Annotated in this window: 14 protein-coding genes and 1 tRNA gene; 10 read left to right on the top strand and 5 right to left on the bottom strand. The window is 69.4% G+C overall.

Annotated features, from left to right (window positions below; all coding sequences use genetic code 11):
* Positions 1-25 precede the first annotated feature (25 nt).
* Positions 26-99 (top strand) — tRNA-Met (locus tag KEC57_RS18490).
* 86 nt (positions 100-185) lie between these two features.
* Here the strand turns inward: KEC57_RS18490 and KEC57_RS18495 are convergent.
* On the bottom strand, positions 186-662 hold the full coding sequence (locus tag KEC57_RS18495; RefSeq protein ID WP_229386172.1) for a MarR family winged helix-turn-helix transcriptional regulator: 477 nt from the start codon (positions 660-662) through the stop codon (positions 186-188).
* 74 nt (positions 663-736) lie between these two features.
* On the opposite strand from KEC57_RS18495, the gene idi reads away from it, so the two are divergent.
* The 7 genes from idi to KEC57_RS18530 are packed head-to-tail and all read left to right on the top strand — an operon-like array spanning position 737 to position 6,346.
* Positions 737-1,288: an isopentenyl-diphosphate Delta-isomerase gene (gene idi, locus KEC57_RS18500; protein WP_229386173.1), complete on the top strand. Its 552-nt coding sequence runs from the start codon at positions 737-739 to the stop codon at positions 1,286-1,288.
* Positions 1,289-1,293: 5 nt separating this feature from the next.
* Positions 1,294-2,340 carry a polyprenyl synthetase family protein gene (locus tag KEC57_RS18505; protein WP_229386174.1) on the top strand — a complete coding sequence of 349 codons (1,047 nt, stop codon included), beginning with the start codon at positions 1,294-1,296 and terminating at the stop codon, positions 2,338-2,340.
* Complete coding sequence (locus KEC57_RS18510; protein ID WP_229386175.1) at positions 2,337-3,221, top strand: phytoene/squalene synthase family protein; 885 nt, start codon at positions 2,337-2,339, stop codon at positions 3,219-3,221. The genes KEC57_RS18505 and KEC57_RS18510 overlap by 4 nt, the downstream gene beginning before the upstream one ends.
* Positions 3,221-4,780: a phytoene desaturase family protein gene (crtI, locus tag KEC57_RS18515; protein WP_229386176.1), complete on the top strand. Its 1,560-nt coding sequence runs from the start codon at positions 3,221-3,223 to the stop codon at positions 4,778-4,780. Before KEC57_RS18510 ends, crtI begins: the two co-directional genes overlap by 1 nt.
* A 2-nt stretch (positions 4,781-4,782) precedes the next feature.
* Complete coding sequence (locus KEC57_RS18520; protein WP_229386177.1) at positions 4,783-5,139, top strand: lycopene cyclase domain-containing protein; 357 nt, start codon at positions 4,783-4,785, stop codon at positions 5,137-5,139.
* On the top strand, positions 5,136-5,456 hold the full coding sequence (locus KEC57_RS18525) for a lycopene cyclase domain-containing protein (protein ID WP_229386178.1): 321 nt from the start codon (positions 5,136-5,138) through the stop codon (positions 5,454-5,456). Before KEC57_RS18520 ends, KEC57_RS18525 begins: the two co-directional genes overlap by 4 nt.
* Positions 5,453-6,346, top strand: coding sequence for a prenyltransferase (locus tag KEC57_RS18530; protein WP_229386179.1), 894 nt, complete (start codon positions 5,453-5,455; stop codon positions 6,344-6,346). Before KEC57_RS18525 ends, KEC57_RS18530 begins: the two co-directional genes overlap by 4 nt.
* 54 nt (positions 6,347-6,400) lie before the next feature.
* On the opposite strand, the gene KEC57_RS18535 is transcribed toward KEC57_RS18530, so the two are convergent.
* Both KEC57_RS18535 and KEC57_RS18540 read right to left on the bottom strand, forming a co-directional pair.
* Positions 6,401-9,307, bottom strand: coding sequence for a UPF0182 family membrane protein (locus tag KEC57_RS18535; RefSeq protein WP_229386180.1), 2,907 nt, complete (start codon positions 9,305-9,307; stop codon positions 6,401-6,403).
* Between the two features lie 85 nt (positions 9,308-9,392).
* Entirely contained in the window at positions 9,393-10,517 is a 1,125-nt protein-coding gene (locus KEC57_RS18540; RefSeq protein ID WP_229386181.1) for a YlbL family protein, read from the bottom strand.
* Between the two features lie 208 nt (positions 10,518-10,725).
* Here KEC57_RS18540 and KEC57_RS18545 point away from each other — a divergent pair, with 208 nt between their 5' ends.
* Positions 10,726-12,102: a zinc-dependent metalloprotease gene (locus KEC57_RS18545; RefSeq protein ID WP_267492867.1), complete on the top strand. Its 1,377-nt coding sequence runs from the start codon at positions 10,726-10,728 to the stop codon at positions 12,100-12,102.
* 761 nt (positions 12,103-12,863) lie between these two features.
* On the opposite strand, the gene KEC57_RS18550 is transcribed toward KEC57_RS18545, so the two are convergent.
* Together KEC57_RS18550 and nudC are read right to left on the bottom strand one after the other, a co-directional pair.
* On the bottom strand, positions 12,864-14,657 hold the full coding sequence (locus KEC57_RS18550; RefSeq protein ID WP_229386183.1) for an ATP-dependent helicase: 1,794 nt from the start codon (positions 14,655-14,657) through the stop codon (positions 12,864-12,866).
* Positions 14,654-15,568 carry an NAD(+) diphosphatase gene (nudC, locus tag KEC57_RS18555; RefSeq protein ID WP_229386184.1) on the bottom strand — a complete coding sequence of 305 codons (915 nt, stop codon included), beginning with the start codon at positions 15,566-15,568 and terminating at the stop codon, positions 14,654-14,656. The genes KEC57_RS18550 and nudC overlap by 4 nt, the downstream gene beginning before the upstream one ends.
* A gap of 113 nt (positions 15,569-15,681) precedes the next feature.
* Between nudC and KEC57_RS18560 the strand changes: the two genes are divergently transcribed.
* Positions 15,682-17,079, top strand: coding sequence for a phosphotransferase (locus tag KEC57_RS18560; RefSeq protein ID WP_229386185.1), 1,398 nt, complete (start codon positions 15,682-15,684; stop codon positions 17,077-17,079).
* Positions 17,080-17,114: the final 35 nt, after the last annotated feature.

The following is a 17,114-nucleotide window of genomic DNA, read 5'->3' on the forward strand; positions in this document are numbered from 1 at the left end:
ACCCGTGTTAGGCTATTCCTTGTGCCGCGGGGTGGAGCAGCTCGGTAGCTCGCTGGGCTCATAACCCAGAGGTCGCAGGTTCAAATCCTGTCCCCGCAACAGAAAACGAAGAAAGGGCGTCCCCGTGAGGGGCGCCCTTTCTTCGTTCCCCTTCCGAGACCGACGCCACGAGCCCGCGTTCGCGGTCAGTCGCTCGGGTCGATGACTCCGGACAGGTCGTTCAGGAAGCGCTCGATCACCGCGAGCTCGCCCTGGTCATAGCCCACGGCCACGCCGCGCATCGCCCGCAGTCGCTCCCCGAAGATGCGGAAGAACGCGAGACGCGACTCCTCGGTGAGCACCACTACACGCGCCCGGCGGTCACTCGGGTGCGCGAGACGCTCGACGTGCCCGGATGCGGCCAGGCGATCCAGCAGCTTCGTCGTGGAGGCCGTGGAGATCCGAAGGTGCTCGGCGATGTCCCGTGGGCCGACCGCCTGCCCCCGCTGCTCTCGCATGATGAGAAGCCGGAGCGCGGCCAGGTCGGTGGAGTTCATCTCCATGTCGCCCTTCATGCCGCTGTGCATGCGATCCATGGCGTCGCTGAGCGCGCGGATAGAGGTGAGCACGCGCATCACGGCGTGCTCGTGCTCTGTCTGCGGCACCCAACGTTGTGACGTCATGGACGATCCTCCCAACCCGTTGTAGCATTCCACATGAAAGATCGCTAGCTAAACTAGCTACATCGGAGGCCACAATGACCGACACCGACCATGTCGTACTCCTCGACGACGAAGGGCGTGCAATCGGCACCGCGCCCAAGAGCAGTGTCCACGGATCCGAGACGGCGCTGCACCTCGCCTTCTCGTGCCACGTCGTCAATCGCGACGGCGAAGTGCTCGTCACTCGACGCGCCCTCGACAAGAGGACGTGGCCGGGAGTCTGGAGCAACTCCTTCTGCGGGCACCCCCGCCCTGCAGAGACGGTTCTCGCCGCCGTCCGCCGCCGCGCCGACTTCGAACTCGGCCTCACTCTCACCGACATCGAACTCGCACTCCCCCTGTTCCGCTATCGGGCGACCGACATCAACGGCATCGTCGAGCACGAGCTGTGCCCCGTCTACACCGCGATCACGCAGGACGAGCCCGTTCTCAACCCTCTCGAAGTCGTCGACGCCCGCTGGGTGGAGCCCGGGGCTCTGGCGGCATCGATCTCCACCACCCCGTGGGCCTTCAGCCCGTGGATGGTGCTGCAAGCGCGCCAGCTGCGACTGTTCGATCTCGCACCATCACAGCGACGCGCATCATGATCGCGATGCCCGCCGATTCCGCGGCCGACACCATGATCGATGGATCTCTCGCCCGTATCCGTGCCCGCGCCGCCCCGCTGGGCCCGGGCTTCGCGGCCCTGGGCGATGCGATCTCTCGCGCGGCCCGCGGAGGCAAGCGATTCCGGCCGGCCCTGGTGACGGCATCCTTCGAGGCCTTTCGCACCGAGGAAGGCGATTCTGCCGCCGCATCGTCGGTGGCTGCGGCCTTCGAGCTGCTGCACACGGCGTTCGTCATCCATGACGACGTCATCGACCACGACACGATTCGGCGTGGTGTTCCCAATGTCGCGGGCGAATTCCGCCAGCGCGGACGGAGCACCGGTGCGGATGCGACAGGTGCGGCGCTCCTCGGCGATGCCGCGGCCATCCTCGCCGGCGATCTGCTTCTCCACGAGGCGTTCCGTCTGGTCGCCATGGCCGACACCGATGAGGCCCGTCGGGAGCGGCTGTTCGCATTGCTCGACGACGCCGTGTTCGTCTCGGCCGCCGGTGAACTCGCCGACGTCGAGAACAGCGTCGCCGCCGACTGCGCGCCGCGCGAGCAGATCTTCGAAGCGGCGTTCAACAAGACGGCGGTGTACTCCTTCCGCGCCCCGCTGCAGGCCGGCGCCGTGCTCGCCGACGCGTCACCCGCGGCACTGCACGTGCTCGGCCATGCCGGAGGCGGCCTCGGGCTGGCCTTCCAGCTCACCGACGACCTCATCGGCACGTTCGGCACCGCCGGCCAAGCGGGCCGCGACGGCGGAGGCGACCTGCGCGAGGCGAAGCGCACTCCACTCGTGGCGCTGGCGCAGGACTCCGGCGCGGCAGTCCGCGTCGACGAGGCCCTGGCACATGCGCACACCGGCTCGGTCGCCGTTCAACGGGCACGCACCGCCCTCGAGGAGAGCGGAGCCCGTACGCGGCTGCGGGAGATCATCACCGAGACGCTCGACGACGTGCGGCGCTCCTCGGACGACACCGCGCTCACGCCCGCTGCGGCAGTTCTGCTGCGCACTCTCGCCGATGGAATCGAAGCGAGGATCCCGTGACCGGTGCAGAAGCGAGACCTCCCGCCGCGTCCCTCGCGCTCTACGATCGGACGGCGAGGGATGCCGCGGCGACGGTGATCGCGAACTACTCGACGTCCTTCGCACTGGCGTGCCGGCTTCTCGGGGTCCGCACCCGGCCCCACGTACGGAGCGTGTACGCCCTTGTCCGGGTCGCGGACGAGGTCGTGGACGGTCCGGCAGCGGCCGCAGGGCTGCCGATCCCCGAAGCGGCAGCGGTGCTCGACGGACTGGAACGTGAGACGCTCGCCTCGATCGATCGCGGCTTCAGCGCCAATCTGATCGTTCACGCGTTCGCGCTGACGGCGCGAGAATGCGGTATCGGCGCCGATCTGGTCGGGCCGTTCTTCACTGCGATGCGCACCGACCTCTCGATCCGCGCCCACGACGGCGACTCGCACGATGAGTACGTGTACGGATCCGCCGAGGTGGTCGGGCTGATGTGCCTGCGCGTATTCCTCAACGCGGGCGAGGCGGATCCTGTCGATCCACCCCCGGCGCTCGCCGACGGTGCGCGCCGCCTCGGAGCGGCGTTCCAGGACGTGAACTTCCTCCGCGACCTCGACCACGACGGCTCGGTTCTCGGCCGCGACTATCTCGGTCTGGAATCGGGATCGGTCTCTCGCGACGATGTGCTCGCGCGCATCGATCGCGATCTCGCAGCCGCCGCAGAAGTGATTCCGTCGCTTCCGGCAGACTGCCGGCGCGCGGTGACCGCTGCTCATGACCTGTTCGCGGAGCTTTCGGTGCGGCTGCGCGCGGATCCGGGCACGGCGGGCCGCGTGCGTGTTCCCGATACCGTCAAGGCGCGCCTTGCCGCGCGCGCCTGGCTCGGATTCGCCCCGCGGGAGGTGCGCGCGTGATGCCTTCAGCCCCCGGACAGGCGGTCGTCATCGGCGCGGGGATCGCCGGCCTCGCCACAGCAGCCCTGCTCGGGGCCGACGGGTGGCGGGTCACGGTCCTCGAGGCGCGCGAGCAGATCGGCGGCCGAGCGGGCACGTGGGAGACCCGCGGCTTCCGCTTCGATACCGGGCCCAGCTGGTATCTCATGCCCGAGGTCTTCGAGCACTTCTTCCGGCTGCTCGGCACGACAGCTGCACGCGAGCTCGACCTCATCCCGCTCGATCCCGCGTACCGCGTGTACTCGGACCCTTCCACACGCCTGGGTCCGCTCGATGTGCACTCCGGCCGCGATGCGGCGACCGCGCTGTTCGAGAGCGTCGAGGCGGGATCGGGAGCACGGCTGGACGCCTACCTCGACTCGGCCGCGGATGCGTACCAGCTGGCCGTCTCGCGCTTCCTCTACGACACGTACGAGAGCACGGCCGGTCTTCGCGATCCGGCTGTGCTGCGACGACTGCCGCGACTCGCGCCCCTCTTGACGCGCAGCCTCGCCCGTCACGTCGAGAGTCGCTTCTCCGACCCGCGACTGCAACAGATCCTCGAGTATCCGGCGGTGTTCCTGGGCGGCTCGCCCTACGGCGTCCCGAGCCTCTATCACCTCATGAGTCACCTCGATCTCGATGATCAGGTGCTCTACCCCCGCGGCGGCTTCGGAGAGCTGGTGGATGCCGTGGCGCGTCTGGCAGAGGCATCCGACGTCACCATAGAGACCGGCGCACGCGTCACGTCGATCACGACCGCCGACGGCTCGGCGACCGGCGTCGAGCTCGCGGACGGACGCCAGATCCCGGCCGATCTCGTCGTATCGTGCGCGGACCTGCACCACACCGAGACGCAGCTGCTCCCCCGCGCCCAGCAGACCTACCCCGAGGAATGGTGGCGCACGCGCACGCCGAGCCCTGGAGCGCTGCTCGTCATGCTCGGGGTCGAGGGGCCGCTGCCCCAGCTCGCCCACCACACTCTGCTGTTCGCGCGCGACTGGCATGCGAACTTCCACGACATCTTCGGCTCGCGTCCCAAGATCCCCGAGCCCGCATCGCTCTATATCTGTCGCCCCAGCGCCACCGACCCCACGGTGGCGCCTCCCGAGCACGAGAATCTCTTCGTGCTCGTCCCCGTGCCCGCCGACCCCACGCTCGGGCACGGGGACCTCGACGGCGGCGGGGATCCGGGAATCGAAGCCGCGGCCGACCGCGTGATCGCGCAGATCTCCGAGTGGTGCGGCATCCCGGATCTGGCGCGCCGCGTGGTCGTGCGCCGGACAGTCGGACCGGGCGACTTCGCAGATGACCTCGGCGCCTGGCGGGGCAACGCGCTCGGACTGGCCCACACCCTCCGCCAGAGCGCGGTCTTCCGGCCGCGCAACGAATCGCGCAAGGTGCGGGGACTCGCATATGCGGGAGCCTCCACGCTCCCCGGCATCGGCCTGCCGATGTGCCTCATCTCCGCCGAGCTCGTCGTCAAGCGCCTGCGCGGCGATCGTTCACCAGGACCGCTTCCGGAGCCTGCGAGAGTGTGAACATGCCCGGTCTCTACCTCGCCGCGATCTTCGCCTCCGCCCTCGGCGTGGCGCTCATCGACCGTCGCTGGCGGCTGGCGGCTTGGTCGGCACCACGCCGCGCCGCGACGACCGTCGGAATCGGCCTGGTGGTGTTCCTGGCATGGGACGCCCTCGGCATCGCAGCGGGCGTGTTCGTCAAGGGTGACAGCGCATTGCTGCTCGGCATAGATCTCGCGCCGCAGCTGCCGCTCGAGGAGCCCTTCTTCCTCGCCTTCCTGTGCTACCTCGCACTGGTGCTGTGGGCGGGTGCACTGCGCGGCGTCGAGCGATGGGGAAGGCCGGATGCCGTCCCCCAGGCGGATGCGGAGCGCGCGTGACCTATCCGCTGATCGTCCTCCCCTTCGGGCTCCTCACGGTGATCGTCGCGCTGTCGACGCTTCGACGTCCGCATTTCGGGCGCCGCATGGCCGCATCGGCCGCGGCTGCGGTCGTGCTCGTCGCGTTGACCGCCGTCTTCGACAACGTCATGATCGTGGCCGGGCTCTTCTCCTATCCGGCCGAACACCTCACCGGCGTGCGGATCGGACTCGCCCCGATCGAGGACTTCTCCTACGCCGTGTGCGCGGCCTTCCTCGTCCCGGCCGTCTACGCGCTTCTGACCCCGGCGATGGCGACCACCGAGCCCGCGCCATGACCGCTGCCCCTGCGCTGCGCCCCGCAGCTGTCGCCCGCCAGCTGCTGTTGGCCTCTCGACCCGTGAGCTGGATCAACACCGCCTTCCCGTTCGCCGCGGCGTACCTGCTGAGCGCGCGCGATCTGGATGCGACGCTCTTCATCGGGACACTGTTCTTCCTGATCCCCTACAACCTCGCGATGTACGGGATCAACGACGTCTTCGACTACGAGTCCGATCTGCGCAATCCCCGCAAGGGTGGCGCACACGGCGCGGTGCTGGACCGACGCGTGCACGCGATCACGCTGTGGACCGCCGCACTGTCGTGCCTGCCGTTCGTCGTCTACCTCGTCGCGGTCGGTTCCCCGGCGTCAGTGGCGGTGCTGGCCGGAAGCCTCTTCTTCGTCGTGTTCTACAGCGCGCCGCCGCTGCGGCTGAAGGAGCGCCCCTTCGCGGATTCGATCACCAGCAGCATCCACTTCGTCTCGCCTGCCGTCTATGCGCTCGTCCTCACCGGCACGGAGTGGACATGGCAGCTGGCCGCGCTGATCTCGGCGTTCGGGCTCTGGGGCGTGGCGTCTCACGCCTTCGGCGCGGTGCAGGACGTGGTGGCGGATCGAGAGGCGGGGATCGCGTCGATCGCCACGGTGCGGGGCGCGCGATGGACCGTGAGGTTCGCGCTCGTGTGCTACGCCGCCGCCGGGATCGTGATGACGGTGACGGTGTGGCCCGGTCCGCTCGCCGCCCTCGTCGCCGTGCCGTACCTGCTCACGGTGTGGCCTTATCGCTCCATCGACGATGCGCACGCTTCCGAGGCGACAGCGGGCTGGAGGCGGTTCCTGTGGCTCAACCAGCTCGCGGGGTTCCTCGTGACTCTCCTGCTGATCTGGTACGCAGCGCTGACCACCTGATGCGACACGACGAAGGCCGGACCCGCGTGGGTCCGGTCTTCATCGTGCGTGAGGCTACTGCGTGGCGCCGAGCTCGATCAGTCGCTCGACCGCGGCCGTGAGGCGCTCGTCGGCTTCTGCGAACGCGGTCAGGTCACCGGACTTGAGTGCGGTGTCGCGATCCAGCATCGCCTGCTGAGCGTCCTGCAGCGCGGCCTGGTATTCGTCGGTGGGCTCGGTGGGCTCCTCCGGCTCGGCCGTCTCGGTGGGCTCCGGCGTCGGCGTCGCGCCCGGCGTCGGAGTCACGCCGCCATCTCCGGCGTCGGCACCCGAATCGCCGCCGAAGATCACGTCGAGCGCCTCGTTCAGCGTGTCTTCGAAGGCGACCTCGTCACCGAACGCCACCAGCACCTTCTGCAGCTTCGGCAACTTCGTGGCTCCCGACGACTGCACGAACACCGGCTGCACGTAGAGCAGACCGCCACCGACCGGCAGCGTCAGCAGGTTGCCGTTGAGAACCTCGGACTGCCCCTGCTGGAGGATGTTGACGAACGACGAGACGCTCGGCTCCGCATCGAAGGTGTTCTGCACCTGGCCGGGGCCCGGCACCGTGGTATCGGCATCGAGCACGAGCATCCGGAGCTTGCCGTAACCCTCGTTCTTCACCCCCGCCTCGCTTCCGGCGTTCGAGTCCACCGCGAGGTAGCCCATCAGGACGTTGCGCGCGTTGCCCGTCGTCGAGGACGGGATGAACGAGGTGAACATCGAGTACGTCGGGTTCTCCTGCCCGGGCATCTGCATCGTCAGGTAATACGGCGGCTGCAGCTGCGTGTCGGCCTGCGGGTCGTTCGGCGTCTGCCAGCGGTTGTCGCTCTGATAGAACGACCGCGCGTCGTCGACGTGGTAGGTGCCCAGCACGGTGCGCTGCACCTTGAACAAGTCGGTGGGGTAGCGCACGTGCGCCATGAGGTCGCCCGACATCTCGGTGATCGGCTTCACGGTCGAGGGGTAGACCTTCTGCCACGTCTGCAGCACCGGATCCTCTTCGTCCCACGCGTACAGCGTGACCGAGCCGTCGTAGGCGTCGACCGTGGCCTTGACCGAGTTGCGGATGTAGTTGATGTCGTCGAGCGCGAACCGCGGTGCGGGGTTGCTCGAGTCCGAGATCGCGGCGTCGAGGCTGACTGTCGATGAATACGGGTAATTCGCGCTGAGCGTGTAGCCGTCGACGATCCAGACGATGCGGCCGTCCACCACACTCGGGTACGGGTCGCTGTCGAGCGTCAGGTACGGAGCGACCTTCTGCACGCGATCACGCGGGTCGCGATCGTACAGGATCTGCGAGTCCTCGTTGACGTAGTCCGAGAAGAGGATCTGCTCCGCCTGGAACTTGAGCGCGTAGATCAGCCGGTTGAAGACACTGCCGATGCTCGGCCCGCCGTCGCCCTCGAAGGTCGTCTTGGTCTCGCTCGCGCCGTCCTCGCCCGACGGGTAGTCGAGTTCGACCGGCTCGGAGCCCTCGGGGCCGCCGACGATCGAGTACGTGGGCGAGAACTGGCCGAAGTACACGCGCGGCTCGAAGTCCTCCTGATCCGAGAGGAAGCCTGACGCGGGGATGCCCCGTTCGATGAACACGGGGTCGCCCTCGCTCGTGCGGTCATTGCCCTTCGCGGCGACCAGGCCGTAGCCGTGCGTGTATACGACGGCCGAGTTCTGCCAGTCCGCCGCGGCGCCGAGCTGCTCCAGGTTGAGCTCGCGCACCGACACCACTGTGTCCTGCGAGACGCCGTCGACCTCGTAACGGTCGACGTCGAGCGGGTCCGCGAACTGGTAATAGGAACGGTACTGCTCGAGCTGACGGACGTTCGGCGAGATGATCGCGGGGTCCATGATGCGGACCTGGGCGGTCGTCGCCGCGTCGTCGCGCAGCTGGCCCGCCTCGACATCCGTCACCGCGGTGAAGTCCTCCTTGTCGAGGCCGTCCACACCGTATGCCTCTTGCGTCATGTCGACGTTGCGCTGGTAGAACTCCTCTTCCAGCGTGAAGCGGTTCGGCTGCACCTGGAAGGTGTTGACGACCCACGGGTAGCCGACACCGACGACGATCGCCGACACGACGAGGAGGGCGGTTGCGATGAGCGGGTAGCGCCAGCGTCCGATCACGGCAGTGACGAAGAAGAGGATCGCGACGATCACGGCGGCGAACGCGAGGATCGTCTGGCCCGGGATGATGGCGTTGACGCCGGTGTAGCCGGGACCTGTGATGCGGTCGCCCGGTTCGACGAGGGTCTTGTAGCGGTCGAGCCACAGGCTGACGCCCTGCACGAGCAGGTAGAGGCCGGCGATGATCGCGAGCTGGATGCGCGCGGACTTCGAGATGCGCAGCTCGCGCTGGCCGACCCGCACCGCGCCGTAGAGGTACGACACGAGGGCCGTCACGAGCAGGCAGACCAGGAGCACGGCCGAGACGAAGCCCACCAGCGCGCTCCAGAACGGCATCGCGAACAGGTAGAAGCCGGTGTCCAGCCCGAACTCGGGGTCGACGGTGTCGGTGGCGACGCCGTTGAACCACATCCACGTGGTCTCCCATTGCGCCGACGCCGCGAAGCCCGCGAAGAACCCGAAGAAGACGGGGATGCCCCACATCGCCAGGCGCCTCAGCGGCTCGACGACCTCCTGGTAGCGGTCCAGCTGCGAACTCAGCCGCGCGTAGACGGGGCGGAGGCGATAGGCGAGCTGGATCGAGAGCCACACCGGCACGGCCATGCCGAGGAACCCTGCCACGAACATCACCACGCGGGCGATCCACTGCGTCAGCAGCACCGACGAGAATCCGAGCTGGTCGAACCAGAGGAAGTCCGCGTACAGGCTCGCGAAGACGAAGAACGCCACCACGAGGGCCGCGATGATCGCGAGCGTGATCGCGATGATGCGTCGAGAGCGGGACGGTGTGGCCGAGGTCGGCGCTGAGGTCGTGGTCACCGTCCCATCCTAGGCGGCTGGTTCTGGGGCACTGCCTCGTCCTAGCTGGGCGAACTCCCGGAAAACGGCAACGTTTCGGGCACGATCAGCCCGCTGTGCACGTGGGCAGCGCGTCGAGGTCGCCATCCTCGCTGACCGCGTCGAGCACCGCGAGTGCATCGTCGAGGTCCTCCACCGAGAACACCCGCAGACCGTCGGGGATGTGCCCCACGACCTCATCGCAGTTGGCGTCGGGTGCCAGGAACCAGTCGGCTCCGGCATCCAGCGCCCCCCACATCTTCTGACGGATGCCCCCGATCGGGCCGACCGTGCCGTCGGCGGTGATCGTGCCCGTGCCCGCGACCTGCTGTCCGCCGTTGAGCTCGCCGGGGGTGAGGGTGTCGATGATGCCGAGGGCGAACATCATGCCGGCGCTCGGGCCGCCGACGTTGTTGAGCTGGATGGTCACGTCGATCGGGAAGTCGTACTCGGTGATCAGGTTCACCCCGATCAACCACACGGTCTCGCCGTCGGCCGAGGACTGCGTCGGGGTGACCTCGACGGTCTGCTCCTGTCCGTCGCGCTCTATCAGGAGCTCCACCGGAGCACCGCCCCCGTCGTTGATGATCCCGCGCAGATCCGCGACCTCCGAGACCTCCTCGCCGTTCGCCTCGAGGATGAGGTCGCCGTCTTCGAGCACCCCCTGCGCCGCCGAGTCCTCCAGCAGCGAATAGACCGACAGCTGCGCTCCGACGTCATAGCCGAGCTCCGTCAGCGCCGCGGCCGTGGCCTCGTGCTGCGAGTCGACCATCATCGCCGCGCTCTCCTCGCTGCGCTGCTCGGTGGTCTGCCCCTGCGGGAACACCGCTTCGAGGGGCAGCACCGCCTTGCTGGGGTCGAACCAGGCCGTCGCCAGCTCGAACCATGACGGCGTCCGCTCGCGGTTGCCCTGCACCTGCACGGTGAGCAGGTCGAGCGCCCCCGCCGTGGGGAAGGTCTCGGCGCCCTCGACGGAGATCAGGGGCACCTCCTCGCCGTCGGAGGATTCGGTCGAACCGAGGGTGTTGTACACCGGCCCCGGCTGCTGGATGACGTAAGACGTCGGCAGGAAGGTGATGATCAGCAGCACCACCATCGCGACGGCGAGCGCCCAGATTCCGGCGAGGGTACGGCGCGACATGCGCTCTCGCGGCGCGGGCTCGATGGTTGTGTTCTCGTCGAACAGGGCCACGCGGGACCTCTCTCTATGCCTGTCGTTCCGGATGCCTGGTCGTTCGCGACCGGCGTAAGGCGTTCGGGGTCGATGCCGGGGAGTGCGACGGATGCTGCGACTAGCGTAGAACGCGACGTGATCGACCGGCTGAAAGGCGGCTGAAGTGGCAGACGACGACTTCAATTCCAGCGACGATCGCACGCCCGAAGAAGAGTTCCAGGAACTGATGCGTCAGCTCCTGGGCGGCGGAACGGGCGGTCTCGACCCTGAGCAGCTCTCGCGCCTGTCGGGGATGAACATCGACCCCGCGATGATGCAGGCGGTCATGCGGCAGCTCCAGAGCGCCTTCGAAGGCGGCGGCGAGGGCGGGATCTCGTGGGATCTCGCTCAGCGCCAGGCGCTGCACATCGCGAATCAGGAAGGGCTCGGCGTCACTTCGGGCCAGCGCACCGATCTCGACCAGGCGTTCGCGCTGGCGACGTTGTGGCTGAGTGAGGCGACGACCATCTCGGATCTGGCCACGCCGCCGCGAACGTTGACGCGCGGAGGGTGGGTCGAAGCGACGTTGCCGGTGTGGCAGGAACTCGCCGAGCCGGTCGCCACGAGCATCGCCGATGCGCTGACGGCCGCGCTCAGCGAGCAGGCGCCGGACGACATGCAGGGCCTCGTGCAGGGTGCCGGTCGCATCATGCGCACCGTGGGCGGCTCGCTGTTCGCCTCGCAGCTGGGCCAGGTGGTCGGAAACCTGTCGAAGGAGGTCGTGAGCGGCGGAGATGTCGGCATCCCCTTGATGCCCGACGGCGAGGCCGCGATCCTCCCGCAGAACTTCGACGACTTCGGCCGCGATCTCGAGGTGCCCGAAGACCAGCTCGCTCTCTACGTGGCCACGCGCGAGCTCGCCCACGCACGACTGTTCCGGCACGCGCGCTGGCTGCGTCTGCACGTGATCTCCCAGGTGACCGACTTCGCCCGGGGCGTGCACGTCGACACCGATGCGCTCGAAGATCTCGCGTCGCGCTTCGATCCCTCCGAACCCGAAGAGCTTCGACGTGCGCTCGAGAGCGGCGCGCTACTCCCGGCGCGCTCCGAGGCGCAGAACGCAGCGCTCGCGCGTCTGGAGAACCTCCTCGCCACCGTCGAGGGCTGGGTCGAGGTGGTCACCGAGGACGCGACGTCCCGTCTGCCGTCCGCTCAGCGCATCGCCGAGGCCGTGCGGCGACGGCGTGCGGTCGGCGGCCCCGCCGAACGCGCGCTGGGATCGCTCGTCGGGCTCGAGCTGCGGCCGCGTCGCATGCGCGAGGCGGCCGCGATGTGGCGTGCGGTCACGGATGCCGTGGGCTCCGCCGCCCGCGACGCCCTGTGGGACTACCCCGACCTCATGCCCGCCGCCGCGGACATCGACGATCCCGCAGCGCTCGTCGCACGTCTCGAGGCTCGTGCCCGTGGTGAGGCCCCGGTGACCGACGAGATGGATGACGCACTCGCGCGCCTGCTCGCCGGCGAAGAGGATGCCTCCAGCGCTGAAGCGAACGGCGACGAGAACGACGTGGACGGCGACGGCTCGAGCGGATCGGACTCGCCGGACGACCACCGGCCGGTGTAACGCCGTCTCCTCCACAGGCGGAGTCTTCCCGATCCGGAGCGCTGCGCCTGTGGATAGCGGGCTCGACACGATTCCGATCGGCATGATCAAGACCATGCTGCGCATCGACCCCGCCCATCCGCCGGTGTGGCGCTCACCCACCGTTCTCCAGTTCGGCGCAGGACCGGTCGCCGTCATCGACGATCCGCATCCCTGGCAGCAGCGCGTCGTCCGCGAACTCGAGCGCGGCATCCCGGACGACGCGTTCGTTCCTCTCGCCGAGGCATTCGGCGCACCCTCGGCGGCCGTCGCCGCCCAGCTTCTCGCGCGCATCCGACCTGCCCTCGAGGCACCCCCGCGACCGCGTCGGCGCGTCACCGTGCACGCCTCCCCCGGCGTTCCCGCCGCGCAGTGCGACTCGGTCGCCTCCGGCCTTGCCGCGGCCGGGGCCGACATCGACGAGGTTCAGCCGTTCGACCAGCTCGGCGCAGGCGATCCCGGGTCCGCCGTGGTGATCGTGGCGCACCGCCTCGTCGCACCCGCGCTGGCCGCGTCGCTCATGGCCGACGACATCGCGCACATCCCGGTGATCCTCACCGGCTCGGGCGCGACCATCGGCCCGTTCGTGGCTCCGGGAGCAACCGCATGCCTGTGGTGCGTGTCCGCACACCACTGCGACGCCGACCCCACATGGCCGGTAGTCGCCGCGCAGCTGCTCGGTCGATCAGTCGAGGCCGATGCCGCCGTGACGTGGGAGGCGGGCCTGGTCGCCGGACGGTTGATCAGCGAGCGCGAGGGACGTCCCGCGCACCCGCGGAACCGGTCGGTGACCCTGCGCGCCGGGTCGCTGCACCGGAGCGTGCAGGCGCACCGGCCGCACGCAGAGTGCCGCTGCCGATCTCTCGGAGGAAGCGGGAGGGCTGTCGCTCCCGTGCGCCTCGAGACCAGGTCAGCGAGAGCGTTCGCCCGGCCCGCGTGATCCCGACGTATGCGAGGCGGCGCTCTTCATCCACCTGCTCGAATGTCGCCGCATACGAGATCGGCAGCAAGCCCTCCGCGATGCCGACCAGATGCACGTGGTCCCACTCGAGGCCCTTCGCTGCGTGCAGCGTCGCGAGGGTCACCGTGCGCAACGCCGGTTCGTCGTTCACGCGTGCCCGTGCCGTGAGGTCGTCGGTGAAGGCGCGCAGAGTGACCCCCGGCTCGGCCTCCTGCGCGAGCCGCAGGAGCGCAGCCCTGGCCTCCCAGGTGTCGCGCAGGGCTCCCCCGGCCTGCGGCGGCTCGTCGGTGAGCCCGAGCGAACGCAGCACGTCGCGCACGGTGTCGACCAGACCGCCTTCGATGGGGGCGACGGAGGCCGCGCGCAACGCCATGACGCCCTGGCGCACCTCGGGAAGATCGAAGAATCGGCGCCCGCCCAGCACGCTGGTGGCGATCCCGGCGTCGGCGAGCGCGGCGATGAGCTCGGCGGACTGCGAGTGCGCGCGGTACAGCACGGCGATCTGGCGTGGATCGACGCCGTCCGCGATCTGCGCCGTGATGCGGGATGCCACCGCACGAGCCTCCGTCTTGTCGTCCTCGAACGCGGCGACCGTCGGCAGCGGCACGATCTGATCTTCCTCGTCCCCGGTGGCAACTGGCGTCCGGTGGGGCGACGCCGTCAGGTGCAGGGCGCCGGGCCGGCCGCGCATGAGCTCATTGGCGACACCGAGAATCGCGGCATCCGATCGGTAGTTCGTCTCCAGGCGCACGACGCGCGCACCCTCGAAGCGTTTGTCGAACTCGAGGAGGAAGCGGGCGTCGGCGCCGGCGAAGGAGTAGATCGTCTGGCTCGCATCGCCGACGACGCAGAGGTCTCGCCGGTCACCCAGCCACAGCTCCAGAAGCCGGTTCTGCAGGGGTGAGACGTCCTGGAACTCGTCGACCGTGAAGTGCCGGTACTGCTCGCGCACCGCCTTGGCCACCTGCGGTTCGGCCTCGAGCATGCCCGCGCACGCAAGCAGCACGTCCTCGAAGTCGAGCTGGCGGCGCTCATCCTTCAGCTTCTCGTACGAGCGCTGCAGGGCGACGACGCGGTCGACTCCGAGCCGCCCGATTCCGTTCGGCCGGGCCGCGGCGTATGCATCGATGCTGAGCATCGAGACCTTCCGCCATTCGATCTCGCTCGCGACATCGCGCAGCGTCGCACGATCGGGGCTGAGCCCCACGCCGTCAGCCGCGTGTGCGAGCAGCTTCACCTTGTTGTCGACGATGCTCGGAGCGGTGTCGCCGGCGAGCGTCGGCCAGAAGAAGTTGAGCTGCGCCAGCGCAGTGGCGTGGAAGGTCCGCGCAGCGACGCCGTCGACGCCGAGTACGCGCAGGCGACCGCGCATCTCGCCCGCGGCTTTGGCTGTGAAGGTGACCGCCATCACGCGGCCCGGCGAGTACGCGCCGGTATCGACGCCGTGGGCGATGCGGTGCGTGATCACACGAGTCTTGCCCGTGCCGGCACCCGCGAGCACCACGACCGGTCCGCGCAGGGCGGTCACCGCTTCGCGCTGGTTCTCGTCCAGTCCGCTCAGTGCCCCGCCGCTCACGCCGCCCCCACGTGCCAGTCGCTGATCAGCCGATGCGCGATCGATGCGGAACCGGGAAGCACGAATTCGGACCCGCCGCGCAGAGCGTCGCCGATCTCCGCGCGCGTGAACCAGCGCACGGCCGCGATCTCCTCGCCGTCGGCACGCGCCGCGGCGTCGTCGACCGCGGTCGCGTGAAACCCGACCATGAGCGAACGCGGGTACGGCCATGCTTGAGACCCGCGATACTTCACCGCGTCCACCTCGATGCCCGATTCCTCGAGGACCTCGCGGCGCACGGCGGCCTCCAGCCCCTCACCCGACTCGACGAATCCGGCGAAGCACGAGTACCGGTTCGCTACCCACAGCGCGTTCGATCCGAGCAGCAGCAGGTCCGGATCGCTCGCGCTGGTGATCGCGACGATGACGGCGGGGTCGGTCCGGGGAAAGTGCTGGCGACCGCACGAGGGGCAGCGGCGCGACCAGCCGGCGTCGACGAGCATTGTGAGCGCTCCGCACGCGGGGCAGTGCGGGGCTTCGAGCAGCCAGCGGCCGAGGCTCAGCGCCGCCACGAAAGCGCCGGCGTCGTCGGCAGACAGGGTGCCCCCGACGGTGCGCAGTCCTGACCAGCCCGCGGGGGCCGGGAACAGCTCGGCGCCACGCGCTGCGTGCACCGTTGCCAGCAGCGCGGCGCCTGCGGCGTCGCGTCCGAGGAACGCCCATTCACCGCCTGCGGGCGCTTCGGACGGAGAGATCCAGCGCAACTCGTCGGTGGCGGCGAGCGGTGCGGAGTCGCCGACGACCGTGAGGACCCGAGTCGTGGGATCCGCCTTCGCGGACGCGAGGAGATCGGGAATCGCCCGCTCGTGGGCCGCGCGGTCCCAGCCGGCCTGTGAGAGGGGCGAGAGCCTCGAGCTTTCGGGCGCCGTCATCGAGAGTGCTCCGCTTCGTCTGGGCCCCGGGCGAGGATCGGCACGAACGACGCGGTCGGACAGCCAGGGCGTGGCGCGGGGGTGGAGGAGCGCACCCGACCTACCCTGGGCACATGGCACGCTCACCCTTCACTCTAGCTGCGTCGGTCACGTCGGCTCTGCCCCGGGTCGGCGTCGTCGGAGTCGGCACGCTCACCGAAGGCGCGGCCGGTCGCTACGACGCGGCGGTCGCGGACCTCGATGACGGCCGAAGGGTCGTGGTGCGTGTTCCCGCCGATGTCGCAGCGATTCCGGAACTCGCCGCCGAGGTGCGTGCGCTGCGCGCGCTCACCCCGGGCGTGCGGGGGCTGCTCCCCTTCCGTGCACCGGAGTTTCTGGGCGAAGCAGGGCTCGGCGACGCGCGCGTCGTCGTCGTCGACTTCCTCCCCGGCTACCGTGTCGATGCCGCCCACCTGCCGCCGGGGCGCGGCGCCGCGACTTCGCTCGGCGCCGCGCTGGCGTCTCTGCACGCACTGCCTCATTCGGTCGTCCGGGCCGAAGGTCTTCCCGCCCGCACTCCGCAGCAGGTGCGCACCGATGCCGCCCGCCTCGTCGACCGCGCCGAGGCGACCAGGCACCTGCCTGCCACGCTCCTGCACCGCTGGCGACGCGCTCTCGACACCGACGAACTGTGGCGGTTCGAATCCGCCGTCGTCCTCGGCGGAGCCGGCGCAGCGTCGTTCCTCTTCGAGGATGTCGACGGCGTGCCGACCGTGACAGGGCTGCTCGAGTGGCATGGCCTGTCGATCGGCGATCCGGCGACCGACCTGCAGTGGCTGGCGTCCGCCCCGACCGCGGCCGGCGACGTCTACGCGGCATATGTCGCCGGCAGCGACCGAGCCCCCGATGCACGCGCCCGCGAGCGCGCCCGCCTGTTCGCCGAGCTCGAGTTCGCCAAATGGCTGGTCCACGGCCATGACGCAGGCAACGACGACGTCGTTGCCGATGCTGTCGAACTGCTGGAGTCGCTCGCGGTGGGCGTGGCGGGCGACGACCTCGTGACGGATGCTGCGCTCGACGTCGACGACGCGATCGCACTGCTGGATCGGATGCCCGAGGCCGGGGCACCGGCGATCGATACGTCGATGCAGACCGATGCCTACGATCCCGAGGAGCTCGCGCAATGGTTCTCGGACGAGAGCGACGATCTGACCCGCGCGGACACCGGGGACACCGGCGATATCGACGGCGGCTTCGCGGCCGACGAGGAGATTGCGACAGAGCCTGCGTACGATGCAGAGTCCGCACGTGTGGCCGTCGATGGCAGTCGGACCGAGTGGTCCGCGCCGACTGCGTGGCACCCGGACGAGGTATCCACCGCCCCGATCGAGATTCCCGTTGACGCCGACGCAGCCGCTCGGGCGTCCTCGGAGCGTCAGTCGGCACCGGTAGAGGCACCGGTAGAGACGGATGCCGCCGCCGACGCCGAGCGTTCGTCCGAGGCGGCGCTGCGCCGCTGGCTGACCGACTGACCGACGTGCAGCTCCGCCGCTGATCATCGGCGGAA

This window comes from Microbacterium allomyrinae (genome assembly GCF_020682705.1).
Lineage (GTDB): Bacteria > Actinomycetota > Actinomycetes > Actinomycetales > Microbacteriaceae > Microbacterium > Microbacterium allomyrinae.

What these genes read in the sequence shown, in the direction of transcription:
- nudC (WP_229386184.1), bottom strand. Translation starts at nt 15,568, where the DNA reads ATGACGGCGCCCGAAAGCTCGAGGCTCTCGCCCCTCTCACAGGCCGGC.
- KEC57_RS18505 (WP_229386174.1), top strand. Translation starts at nt 1,294, where the DNA reads ATGCCCGCCGATTCCGCGGCCGACACCATGATCGATGGATCTCTCGCC.
- KEC57_RS18530 (WP_229386179.1), top strand. Translation starts at nt 5,453, where the DNA reads ATGACCGCTGCCCCTGCGCTGCGCCCCGCAGCTGTCGCCCGCCAGCTG.
- KEC57_RS18560 (WP_229386185.1), top strand. Translation starts at nt 15,682, where the DNA reads ATGGCACGCTCACCCTTCACTCTAGCTGCGTCGGTCACGTCGGCTCTG.
- idi (WP_229386173.1), top strand. Translation starts at nt 737, where the DNA reads ATGACCGACACCGACCATGTCGTACTCCTCGACGACGAAGGGCGTGCA.
- KEC57_RS18545 (WP_267492867.1), top strand. Translation starts at nt 10,726, where the DNA reads ATGCGTCAGCTCCTGGGCGGCGGAACGGGCGGTCTCGACCCTGAGCAG.
- KEC57_RS18520 (WP_229386177.1), top strand. Translation starts at nt 4,783, where the DNA reads ATGCCCGGTCTCTACCTCGCCGCGATCTTCGCCTCCGCCCTCGGCGTG.
- crtI (WP_229386176.1), top strand. Translation starts at nt 3,221, where the DNA reads ATGCCTTCAGCCCCCGGACAGGCGGTCGTCATCGGCGCGGGGATCGCC.
- KEC57_RS18495 (WP_229386172.1), bottom strand. Translation starts at nt 662, where the DNA reads ATGACGTCACAACGTTGGGTGCCGCAGACAGAGCACGAGCACGCCGTG.